General features: G+C 68.1%; 11 protein-coding genes and 1 pseudogene. 8 read left to right on the forward strand and 4 right to left on the reverse strand.

What is annotated here, in order from left to right; genetic code table 11:
* A pseudogene (locus C1H66_RS22900) lies at positions 1-419 on the forward strand (MSCRAMM family adhesin SdrC); the annotation flags it as partial.
* A gap of 263 nt (positions 420-682) precedes the next feature.
* Here C1H66_RS22900 and C1H66_RS12935 read toward each other — a convergent pair.
* Entirely contained in the window at positions 683-1,228 is a 546-nt protein-coding gene (locus C1H66_RS12935; RefSeq protein WP_102628303.1) for an anti-virulence regulator CigR family protein, read from the reverse strand.
* A gap of 217 nt (positions 1,229-1,445) precedes the next feature.
* On the opposite strand from C1H66_RS12935, the gene C1H66_RS22905 reads away from it, so the two are divergent.
* Positions 1,446-1,622 carry a hypothetical protein gene (locus C1H66_RS22905; RefSeq protein WP_170064146.1) on the forward strand — a complete coding sequence of 59 codons (177 nt, stop codon included), beginning with the start codon at positions 1,446-1,448 and terminating at the stop codon, positions 1,620-1,622.
* 438 nt (positions 1,623-2,060) lie between these two features.
* On the opposite strand, the gene C1H66_RS12940 is transcribed toward C1H66_RS22905, so the two are convergent.
* Entirely contained in the window at positions 2,061-2,483 is a 423-nt protein-coding gene (locus C1H66_RS12940) for a phasin family protein (protein ID WP_102628304.1), read from the reverse strand.
* A 259-nt stretch (positions 2,484-2,742) separates the two neighbouring features.
* Complete coding sequence (locus C1H66_RS23430; RefSeq protein ID WP_205738661.1) at positions 2,743-3,102, reverse strand: prepilin-type N-terminal cleavage/methylation domain-containing protein; 360 nt, start codon at positions 3,100-3,102, stop codon at positions 2,743-2,745.
* Positions 3,103-3,461: 359 nt separating this feature from the next.
* Here C1H66_RS23430 and pilB point away from each other — a divergent pair, with 359 nt between their 5' ends.
* The 6 genes from pilB (at position 3,462) to C1H66_RS12975 (ending at position 9,473) form a co-directional block, all read left to right on the forward strand.
* The gene (gene pilB / locus C1H66_RS12950) at positions 3,462-5,270 is read left to right on the forward strand and encodes a type IV-A pilus assembly ATPase PilB (RefSeq protein WP_102628305.1); all 1,809 of its coding nucleotides are present in this window, start codon (positions 3,462-3,464) and stop codon (positions 5,268-5,270) included.
* A 151-nt stretch (positions 5,271-5,421) separates the two neighbouring features.
* Entirely contained in the window at positions 5,422-6,654 is a 1,233-nt protein-coding gene (locus tag C1H66_RS12955) for a type II secretion system F family protein (RefSeq protein ID WP_102628306.1), read from the forward strand.
* Positions 6,655-6,767: 113 nt separating this feature from the next.
* On the forward strand, positions 6,768-7,616 hold the full coding sequence (locus C1H66_RS12960; protein ID WP_102628307.1) for a prepilin peptidase: 849 nt from the start codon (positions 6,768-6,770) through the stop codon (positions 7,614-7,616).
* Between the two features lie 61 nt (positions 7,617-7,677).
* On the forward strand, positions 7,678-8,292 hold the full coding sequence (coaE, locus tag C1H66_RS12965; RefSeq protein ID WP_102628308.1) for a dephospho-CoA kinase: 615 nt from the start codon (positions 7,678-7,680) through the stop codon (positions 8,290-8,292).
* 42 nt (positions 8,293-8,334) lie between these two features.
* Positions 8,335-8,568, forward strand: coding sequence for a DNA gyrase inhibitor YacG (gene yacG / locus C1H66_RS12970; RefSeq protein ID WP_102628309.1), 234 nt, complete (start codon positions 8,335-8,337; stop codon positions 8,566-8,568).
* Positions 8,565-9,473: a DNA replication terminus site-binding protein gene (locus C1H66_RS12975; protein ID WP_240618304.1), complete on the forward strand. Its 909-nt coding sequence runs from the start codon at positions 8,565-8,567 to the stop codon at positions 9,471-9,473. The genes yacG and C1H66_RS12975 overlap by 4 nt, the downstream gene beginning before the upstream one ends.
* A gap of 71 nt (positions 9,474-9,544) precedes the next feature.
* Here C1H66_RS12975 and C1H66_RS12980 read toward each other — a convergent pair whose 3' ends face one another.
* Positions 9,545-9,985, reverse strand: coding sequence for an REP-associated tyrosine transposase (locus tag C1H66_RS12980; RefSeq protein ID WP_240618305.1), 441 nt, complete (start codon positions 9,983-9,985; stop codon positions 9,545-9,547).
* Between the last annotated feature and the right edge of the window lie 262 nt (positions 9,986-10,247).

Consider the following 10,247-nt stretch of genomic DNA (forward strand, 5'->3'; position numbering starts at 1 on the left):
TCGACTCGGAAACCGATGCCTACGCCGATACCGAGGCCGAGGCCGATGTTGAGGCCGACGCCGGCGTCGACTCGGAAACCGATGCCTACGCCGATACCGAGGCCGATGCGGATGTCGGCGTCGACTCGGAAACCGATGCCTACGCCGATGCCGAGGCCGACACCGATGCGGATGCCGGCGTCGACTCGGAAACCGATGCCTACGCCGATGCCGAGGACGATGCGGAAGCCGATACCGAGGCCGAAGCCTACGCGGACGCCGAGGCCGATATGGAGGAGGCCGACGTCGAGGCGGAGGGCAAGGTGAAGGCGCCTGGGCTCGACCGGGCCGCGGAGCGCGCCGCCGAGCCCGCCAAGGGTCGCATCGAGGCGATTCGGGACCGGCTGAGAGGATTCGTCGGCGGTAATGGTGACAGCTGAGGTCACTCGGGGGCGGGCTCCGCTCCCCGCATGAAGCCAGCGGCCGGCATATGCCGGCCGCTGGTGGATCCGGGCCAGGCGAGAAATGGAGGCCATCCCTCATTGGCCCGACAATATCTCGGCGATGGCTGCACGTTCACCAGAGAAGGCACCGAGGCCCACCCCCATGGCGTCAGCCCCCCGAGGGGGAATCGCCCCGGCGCCGGCGGCGGCCGCCTTGGGGACTGCCCCCCTGCCCGACAGACGCCACCGGCAAGGCCCCCTCAGTCGAGGATATCGCGCAGCACCGCGTGGATGACGTCGTTGGTGGCGTCGACCAGCACCGCGTCGGGGCCGACGCGCCGCCAGCGGTAGCCGTCGTAGCGCGGCAGCTCGCCCAGCATCCGGTCGTCGAAGTTCTTGGCGATGCCCGGGGGCAGCGGCTTGCCGCGCTCCAGGTTCATGCGGATGCCCGGCGGCAGGCTGTCGCGGTCATCGATGCGGACCCAGTCGCGGCGCTGCTCGAAGATCCGCCGCACCTCGCGCTCGTCGATCCGCGGGCCGTCGCGCCGGTCATCGCCAGCCTCGCCGCGACTCTCACGCTCCCGCTCTCGCCAGTAGTCGCGATCGCGCCGGGGCGATTCGGCCTGCTGGCGCTGCTGGCCGGGGGCCTTCTTCTCCTGCCCCTGCCCCTGTCCCTGCCCCTGCCCCTGTCCCTGCCCGCGGCCGGGGTTGTCGGCGGGCTGGGCCAGCACCGGGCCGGCGGCCAGGGTGAGGCCGAGCAAGGCGGCAAGCAGCAGGGGGGCTGTGGTGGATCCGATCCCGCGCATGGCGAACTCCTTTCGGTGGACATGTCCCCTCAGTGTAGGCGCCGGATGTGCAAGGCATGTGCAGCAAGCAAGAACACCGGCCACGGCGCTTCCACTGCCGAACGGCATCGACCCGGGGCGTTTTTCTTGAACTAAAGTCGAATATGGCGGAAAATGCTTCCAAACTCACTTAGAGGAGCGTGCCCCTTGCCCCCGGCAAGCCGGCCCGAGACACGCCATGACCCACGAACGCCTTGCGACCCCCGGGGCCCAGCCCCACGATCGCCCCCACCCCGCCCGCCCGGCGGCCATCGCCACCGAGCGCTTCCTGACCATCTGGGACCAGCCCCGCACCGCCGCCGATGGCCGTGCCCGGCAGCGCCGCACCCGGCGCCTGCCGCGGTTCTATCTGTAGGGATTTATCGTTTCGGGCAGCACAACGACCAGCGGCCGGCAGAAATGCCGGCCGCTGGTCGATGCACGCTAGGCGGGAAATGGCGGCGAGGCCCGCCCCTGGGGGGTGCCTGCGGCGCCGATCGCTCGGCGGCGCCAAGCTCCCAGAGGCAGGGGCTCTACCGCCCTGTGGGAGCCACGCTTTGCGGGGCGATGGCGGCGCGAAGCGGCGCTGGGCGGCTGTCGGCCACGCTGGCGGCCACCGCCAAGGCGCCTGCGGCGCCGATCGCTCGGCGGAGCCAAGCTCCTACAGGGGGGGCGGAACCGCAGGCCGCCTCCCTTACCCTACCCTTACCCTACCCTTACCCTTACCCTTACCCTTACCCACACAAACGGGCCGCCGATCGTCGATCGGCGGCCCGTGGTCTGGCGGCATCGTGGCCCGCGGGGCGGGCCCGACTTACTTGGCCTTGGAAGCGACTTCCTTGACCGGCTTGGTCGCGGTCTCGGTGGCCTGCTGCAGGCTTTCCTGGGCCTGCTGGACGCTGCCCTCGGTCAGCTTCTGGCTCTCCTGGATGAAGTCCTGCTGCAGGGCCACGACCTTGTCGGCATCGCCCTTCAGGCGCTCGGTCAGGTCCTTGGCCACCTGCTGCTGGCCTTCCAGGTAGCTCTTCAGGCCCTCGGCATCCTTGACCTCCACCAGGCTGCGCAGCTGCGCCAGGCTGGAATCGGCATAGGCCTTGGTGGCGTCGAGCTGGGCAGTGACCAGCTGCTCGGTGAAGTCGATGGACAGGGCGGCGAAGGCGCGCGCCGGGCCGAAGAACAGCGACTCGAGCTGGGCGGTGTCGAATGACTTGGTGTCGAAAGCGAATGCGTTGGTCATGATGGGAACCTCCGGGGTTCTGAATGCCGTGGAACGGGAGATTCCCGCCCTACTGCAGTGCACAATAGCAGGGATTTTTGTGCAGTGCAACATCGATCGTTGCATGGACGCTGCACCTGCCGCGGTGCTACCACCAGGGCTGTAGCGTTGCTGGCGGCAGAAACGCCAGCGGCCGGCATTTCTGCCGGCCGCTGGTTGATTCAGGCTAGAGGGAGAATGGGGGCTGTCCCTCATTTCCCTTTACACTTCTTTAGTTGTCTCAGTTCACTGAAACAGTCCTACCCAATACCACTGAAACATCATCCCCAGTACCGCCAGTTACACCACCTGTTGCATCAATAGAACCTTCTGCAGACCCATCTGCCGGAGGCATAGTCACAGCCAAAGTTGCCCCAGCACAATTAGGTGCATAATCACCTACATCCGCAGCAGCAATATCACCCATAAGGACAGGTGTACGAATTGAAGCCAGTTCTTGCTCACAAGCAGAATCTTGCGCTCTTTGCTGATAACCTACATAGTTAGGAATCGCAATTGCCGCCAGAATGCCGATGATCGCCACCACGATCAGCAGCTCGATCAGGGTAAAGCCGCCCTGCCCGCTCTTCACTCGCCTCATGTCCTGCATGTTTTGCTTCATCATGGCCCTGCCCCTTGCTCCTGTCCGCCGTGGCCGGTCTGGCCTTTGCCTTCTTCTGCAGCCCGTGCGGAATGACATTGGATGGCGCGGAAACCCGCCGCCACCGCCACTTGCGGGCGAGCCGCCCTGCCCGACGGCCCGCCCCTAGTGCTTACAATAAATTACAGATGACAACCCTGCAAGGACAATCTGAGCCTTCTCATCCCGGCCGTAGGAGCAGAATCATTACGCTGGATCAAGGAAAAGGTTGAATCGGCGGCGCGAACTGCTGGGCGGGGGCGGTCAGCAGGGGCTAGAATCGTGGGTGATACTACCCTCCGCTGCACCCGCGAGGCGCCATGAACGACTATCGCTCCCCTGCCCCCGAGATGCCGCCCGAGGTGGTCGAACCCGCCGAGTCGCCGCTGGCCGGGGCGGGGCACCGGGTCTCCGGCCCCGACGGCCTGCGCGGGCTGTCGCGCCGGCTGGTGAAGGACGGGCTGCTCTCCGAGCCCGCCGCGGTGCGCGCCGAGCAGGAGGCCCGCGAGGCCGAGCTGTCGCTGCTCGAGCACGTGATCGAGTCGGGCCTGGTGGCGGCCCGCCAGGCCACCCTGACCGCGGCCTGGGAGTACGGCCTGCCGATCATCGACCTCGACGCCCTGCGCCCCGACGGCCTGCCGCCGGCGGGCGACTTCCCCGAGAAGATCCTGCGCCGGCTCAAGGTGCTGCCGCTGATGCGCCACGGCCACCGGCTGACCGTGGCGGTGCCCTTCCCCTCGACGCTCGCCCAGCTCGACGAGCTGCAGTTCGCCACCGGCCTCACCCCCGAGGGGGTGCTGGCCCCGGTCGACCAGCTCGGCCCGGCGCTGGAGAACTACCTGACCCAGAGCGAGCACAGCATGCTCGACGAGCTCAAGGGGGTCGACGACGCCATCGGCGAGCTGGCCTACGACGAGGGCGAGAGCGAGGCGATCGATTCCCAGGCGGTGAACGCCGAGGCCGGCGACGACGCGCCGATCATCAAGTTCGTCAACAAGATCCTGCTCGACGCCATCCGCCGCGGCGCCTCGGACATCCACTTCGAGCCCTACGAGACCAGCTACCGGGTGCGCTTTCGCATCGACGGCATCCTCCACGACGTGGCCCACCCGCCGTTCGCCATGCGCGCGCGGATCGCCGCGCGGCTCAAGGTGATGTCGCGGCTCGACATCTCCGAGCGCCGCCTGCCCCAGGACGGCGCGATCAAGCTCAAGCTCTCCAAGAGCCGCTCCATCGACTTCCGCGTCAACTCGCTGCCCACGGTGTACGGCGAGAAGGTGGTGCTGCGGATCCTCGACCCGGCCTCGGCGCAGCTCGGCATCGAGATGCTCGGCTTCACGCCGGAGCAGCGCGCCATGTACGAGACGGTGCTCGACCACCCCCAGGGCATGATCCTGGTCACCGGCCCCACCGGCAGCGGCAAGACGGTGACCCTCTATACCGGCATCAACCTGCTCAACGCGGTGGAGCGCAACATCTGCACCGCCGAGGACCCGGTGGAGATCAAGGTGCCGGGGGTCAACCAGGTCAACGTGCTGCCGAAGATCGGCCTGGACTTCGCCAGCGCCCTGCGCGCCTTCCTGCGCCAGGACCCCGACGTGGTGATGGTCGGCGAGATCCGCGACCTGGAGACCGCCGAGATCGCGGTCAAGGCGTCGCAGACCGGCCACCTGGTGCTCTCGACGGTGCACACCAACTCGGCGGCCGAGACCCTCACCCGCCTGGCCAACATGGGGGTGGCGCCGTTCAATATCGCCAGCTCGGTGAGCCTGATCATCGCCCAGCGCCTGGCGCGCAAGCTGTGCCCCCACTGCAAGCAGCCGGCCGACATCCCCCGCGAGGTGCTGCTGCAGCAGGGTTTCAACGCCGAGGAGGTCGACCGCGCCACCATCTTCGAACCGGTGGGCTGCAAGCACTGCACCCAGGGCTTCAAGGGCCGGGTGGGGATCTACGAGGTGGTGCCGATCTCGAGCGCCATGAGCCAGTTGATCATGAAGCGGGGCGACTCCCTGGACTTCGACACCCAGGCCCGGGAAGAGGGCCACCCCGACCTGCGCCGCAGCGGCCTGCTCAAGGTGATGCAGGGGCTGACCAGCCTGGCCGAGGTCAACCGGGTCACCAAGGACTGAAGGGAGGGGCTCATGGGGCGCCGCCGCGGGCCTGGCACCCGCGGGCGGCGCGTGACGCGCGACAACACGAATGCCATAAACGGTAACAACACCATAAAGCCCCCCGGGCCTATAACAGACTATACAACTAGCAACGACGCAGGGAACATTCATGGCCACACGCACGATGCGCGCGCCGGAAAAGATCAAGCTCTATCGCTGGCGCTGGAGCGGAAAGGGACCCAACGGCCGCAAGGTGAGCGGCGAGATCATCGCGGCCAGGAAGGCCGAGGTGGAAAAGGAGCTCACGGGCCAGAACATCGTCGTCAAGACCGTGCGCCGCAAGGGCGGGCTCGGCGGCGGCATGGGCAAGATCAAGCCCCGCGACATCATGCTCTTCGCGCGCCAGATGGCGACCATGATCCGCGCCGGGGTGCCGATGCTGCAGGCCTTCCAGGTGGTCGCCGAGAGCCTCAAGAAGCCGGCGATGAGCGCCCTGGTGCAGGAGCTGATGAACGACGTGGCGGCGGGCTCGAGCTTCTCCGAGGCGCTCAAGCGCCACCCCCAGCACTTCGACCGGCTGTTCGCCAACCTGGTCGAGGCCGGCGAGCAGTCGGGCTCGCTCGACCGCATGCTCGAGCGGGTGGCGGCCTACAAGGAGAAGATCGAGTCGCTCAAGGGGCGCGTCAAGAAGGCGCTGTGGTACCCGGCGGCGGTGATCGCGGTGGGCTTCGGCGTCACCGCGCTGCTGCTGATCAAGGTGGTGCCGCAGTTCGAGAGCCTGTTCCACGGCTTCGGCGCCGAGCTGCCGGCGATGACCCGCATGACCATCGCCATGTCGGAGTTCGCCCAGCAGTACTGGTGGTGGGCGGTGCTGGGCCTGGCGGCCTTCATCTTCTTCATCCGCGCCGGCATGAAGCGCTCCGAGGCGTTCGCCTACCGCATGCACGCCCTGTCGCTGAAGATCCCGGTGATCGGCGATATCCTCGACAAGTCCTGCGTGGCGCGCTATTCGCGCACCCTGGCCACCACCTTCGGCGCCGGGGTGCCCCTGGTGGAGGCGCTGACCACCGCCGCCGGCGCCTCGGGCAACAAGGTCTACGAGCGCGCCGTCGAGCAGATCCGCGAGGACGTCTCCTCCGGGCAGCAGCTGCACTTCGCCATGCGCCTGACCGAGCAGTTCCCGCCGCTCGCCGTGCAGATGGTCGGCATCGGCGAGGAGGCCGGCTCGCTGGACGCCATGCTCAACCGGGTGGCCGACTACTACGAGGAGGAGGTCGACAACAAGGTCGACACCCTCACCTCGCTGCTCGAGCCGTTCATCATCGTGGTGCTCGGGGTGCTGGTCGGCGGCCTGGTGATCTCGATGTACCTGCCGATCTTCGAGCTGGGCAGCGTGATCTAGGGGCCAGCCACAAGGAGCAAGCCACAAGGCGTTCCTTGCGGCTTGAAGCTTGAAGCTTGTAACTTCATGACCTTGGCCCCGCTTCCCACTCTTTGCCAGAAGGTTCTTGCCAATTGCTCGATTTACCCCCTTCCCTGCTCTGGCCGCTGGCCGCCGTCGTCGGCCTCTGCCTGGGCAGCTTCCTCAACGTGGTGATCGCGCGGTTGCCGGTGATGCTGATGCAGGGCTGGCGGGCCGAGGCCCGCGAGGCGCTGGAGCTGCCCAGCGAGGAGACGCCGCGCTTCAACCTGGTGACGCCGCGCTCGATCTGCCCCGCCTGCGAGGCGCCGATCGCCTGGCACGACAACATCCCGCTGCTCGGCTGGTTCAAGCGCCGCGGGCGCTGCGCCAGCTGCCGGGCGCGCATCAGCCCGCAATACCCGCTGGTGGAGCTGGCCGGTGGCGCGCTGGCGCTGGCGGTGGTGGCGATCTTCGGCGCGACCTGGCAGGGCCTGTTCATCCTCGGCGCCTGCCTGACGCTGCTGGCGATGGCGGTGATCGACCTGCGCACCCAGTTGCTGCCCGACATGCTCACCCTGCCGCTGCTGTGGGCCGGGCTGCTCTACCAGCTGCTGTTCCAGCCGCTGCTGCTCTCCTCGGCGGTGATCGGCGTCATGGCCGGCTACCTGGCGCTGTGGAGCTTCTACTGGCTGTTCAAGCTGGTGACCGGCAAGGAGGGCATGGGCTACGGTGACTTCAAGCTGCTCGCCGCGCTGGGCGCCTGGCTGGGCTGGCAGAGCCTGCCGCTGGTGCTGATCCTCTCGGCCGGCGCCGGCGCGGTGATCGGCGTGCTGATGCAGCTGGCGATCCCGCGGCTGCGCGGCGCACCGATGCCCTTCGGCCCCTACCTGGTGGTGGCCGGCTGGCTCGCCCTGCTCGCCGGCGAGCCGCTGATGGCGGCCTACCTCGGCCTGCTCTATTAACCGCGCTTTGGGGTCAGACCCCTAAGCGAATTTTGGGGTCTGACCCCAAGGGGGACTTAGCTTGATCATCGGTGTGACCGGCGGGATCGCCTCGGGCAAGTCGACGGTGGCCAGGGCCTTCGCGGCGCTGGGCATTCCCTGGGTGGATGCCGACGACGTGGCCCGCGAGGTGGTCAAGCCCGGCGAGCCGGCGCTGGCGGAGATCGCCGCGCGCCATGGCCGGCGGGTGCTGCTGGCCGACGGCCGGCTCGACCGCCGGGCGCTGCGCGAGATCGTCTTCGCCGACGAGGCCGAGCGGCGCTGGCTGGAGTCGGTGACCCACCCACGCATCCGCGAGCGGCTGCTGGCCCACCTGGCGCGCCTGCAGGCCCGGGGCGCGCCCTATGTGCTGCTGGTCTCGCCGCTGCTGTTCGAGTCGGGCCAGCACCGGCTGGTCGACCGCCGCCTGGTGATCGACGTGCCCGAGGCGCTGCAGATCGTACGCACCGCCGCTCGTGACGACGTCGACGAGGCCCAGGCACGGGCCATCGTGGCCGCCCAGATGCCGCGCGCCGAACGCCTGGCCCTGGCCGACGACGTGATCGACAATGGGGGGGACGAGCAGGCCCTGGGCGCCCAGGTCGCGGAACTGGACCGGCGCTATCGAAACCTGGCAGGCTCGCCTTCAGTGCCCTGACACGAGACCGACCCCGAGACCCCAACCCCGAGACAGAATGTCATGACGTCGCCGCAATCGAATCGCCCCCTGGAAGTCGCCTGCCCGCAGTGCCGCAAGAAGGTGCTGTGGAGCGAGCAGAATCCCTACCGTCCCTTCTGCAGCAAGCGCTGCCGGCTGCTGGACCTGGGCGCCTGGGCCGACGAGTCACACCGCATCACCGGTGAGCCGGCCATGGACGAGATGGATATCGATGCCCTGCTCGCCCAGGCCGACCGGGACGGTGGCCTGCAGTGACCGCCGATCGGCACCCGCCCGGCCTGTCGCACCCACCCGGGCTGCTGAAGCCCGAGTATCGCCTGCTGGCCGAGGTGGAGGCGGCCTTCGATGCGCTGATCCTGCGCACCGAGGCGCTGCTGGGCGCTTACCACCAGGCACCGGGAGCGAGCTGGGCCTTCGGCACGGAGCCGGCGAGCGAGCCGTGGCTGCGCCGGGCGCTACTGGATTTCTGGTATCACGACGGCCAGGACGGCCGGGCGACGCGGGCCCATGTCGGGCTGGTGGCGGCCGGCGAGGCGCTGCTGGCCCGGGTCGCCGAGGTGAATGCGGCCAAGGCCGCCTTCGCCGCGCTGCTCGCCCAGATTCGCGAGCAGGTGCCGGCGCTGATCCCCGAGGTCAAGACGGTGCTGCCCTTCCGCCACCCGGCGCTCCACGACCACCTGCGCGGCCGGGGGCTGGCGCGGCTGCACCTCAAGCAGTGCTGGCGGGCGATCCCGGTGGCCGAGGCGCCGGTGGCGCGGGTGCGGCTGGCGTGGTACTCGAGCGGGCGCTCGATCAAGCGGCTGAGCGTGCGCGAGGCCGAGCAGCGGCTGCTCAAGCTCGACGCCGAGGCGCCCCATGTGAGGATCCAGCTGCGCAAGCTGGCCGGCATCCCGGACGGCGAACCGCTGGCCCAGGTACAGCGCCAGGCGCCGCTGATGCGCGCCAACCTGTTCTTTCGCGAACCGCTGGAGGATGGTCGCAGCCGCCGGGCGCTGAACGTGGCGCTGCCGCTGTTCGTGCCCTCGCCCGACGGCCGCCTGCCCGACCACAACCTGCCCCCGCCGAAGCCCCCCGAGAGCCGCACCCGCGCGCGGCGCAGCGACGAACGCCTGGAAGACGAGCCCTTCCTGCCGAGCCTGCGGGTGTTTCGCTACCGATAAGCGTTCGGTAGCCGGCTAGCTCCCACAAGTCAGGGAATCTACCATCCTGTGGGAGCTTGGCCACGAGAGACTCATAGCCATACGGCATTCCAGTAGGGGTATTGGCCGATATCCTCGACCAGCCCGGCCCGCAATGGATTGGCCACGATATAACGCGCCACCTGACGGAGGTCTTCATCCGATCGCAGCGCCCTATCATGGAAACCTCGCTGCCACATGCCGGGCTTGACCTCCAGCGAGACGCTAGCCTTGTAGAGCCGTACGGCTTCACTCAATTCGCCCTTGAGCTGGAGCAACCAATGGACGTGGTCCGGCATGACGACATGGGCCAACGTATCCGACTGGGCAACGACACTATCGCTGTAGAAACTCCTGCAAGCCATTGCGGCATATTCGAAGTCACTGAACCATGGGAACCGCTCTTTGGTCACGACAGTGATCAAGTAGCAGTAACCAGGAATTGATCGTCGCCCCTTGCGCAGCGCATGGCTGCGAGGAAGGTCCATTTCCATGGCCTCGTCCTAGCGATGGGACATTCCAACATCAGCATAGCCAAGGGGCACAGGCGGGGCCCCCTGTGGGAGCCACGCTTTGCGGGGCGATGGCGGCGCGAAGCGGCGCTGGGTGCTCGTCTCCCCCGTTGCCGGCATCCGCCAAGGCGCCTATCGGCGCCAATCACTCGGCGGAGCCAAGCTCCCACAGGGGATGGTGGGCATCCGCCACGCTGGAGGCCACCGCCGGGGCGCCTATCGGCGCCAATCGCTCGGCGGAGCC

This window comes from Halomonas heilongjiangensis (assembly GCF_002879645.1).
In the GTDB taxonomy this organism is placed as follows: domain Bacteria; phylum Pseudomonadota; class Gammaproteobacteria; order Pseudomonadales; family Halomonadaceae; genus Halomonas; species Halomonas heilongjiangensis.

Bases quoted from the DNA above. Each gene is read 5' to 3' on its own strand.
- C1H66_RS12935 (WP_102628303.1), bottom strand. From the start codon at position 1,228: ATGCGCGGGATCGGATCCACCACAGCCCCCCTGCTGCTTGCCGCCTTG.
- C1H66_RS22905 (WP_170064146.1), top strand. From the start codon at position 1,446: ATGACCCACGAACGCCTTGCGACCCCCGGGGCCCAGCCCCACGATCGC.
- C1H66_RS12940 (WP_102628304.1), bottom strand. From the start codon at position 2,483: ATGACCAACGCATTCGCTTTCGACACCAAGTCATTCGACACCGCCCAG.
- C1H66_RS23430 (WP_205738661.1), bottom strand. From the start codon at position 3,102: ATGAGGCGAGTGAAGAGCGGGCAGGGCGGCTTTACCCTGATCGAGCTG.
- pilB (WP_102628305.1), top strand. From the start codon at position 3,462: ATGAACGACTATCGCTCCCCTGCCCCCGAGATGCCGCCCGAGGTGGTC.
- C1H66_RS12955 (WP_102628306.1), top strand. From the start codon at position 5,422: ATGGCCACACGCACGATGCGCGCGCCGGAAAAGATCAAGCTCTATCGC.
- yacG (WP_102628309.1), top strand. From the start codon at position 8,335: ATGACGTCGCCGCAATCGAATCGCCCCCTGGAAGTCGCCTGCCCGCAG.
- C1H66_RS12980 (WP_240618305.1), bottom strand. From the start codon at position 9,985: ATGGAAATGGACCTTCCTCGCAGCCATGCGCTGCGCAAGGGGCGACGA.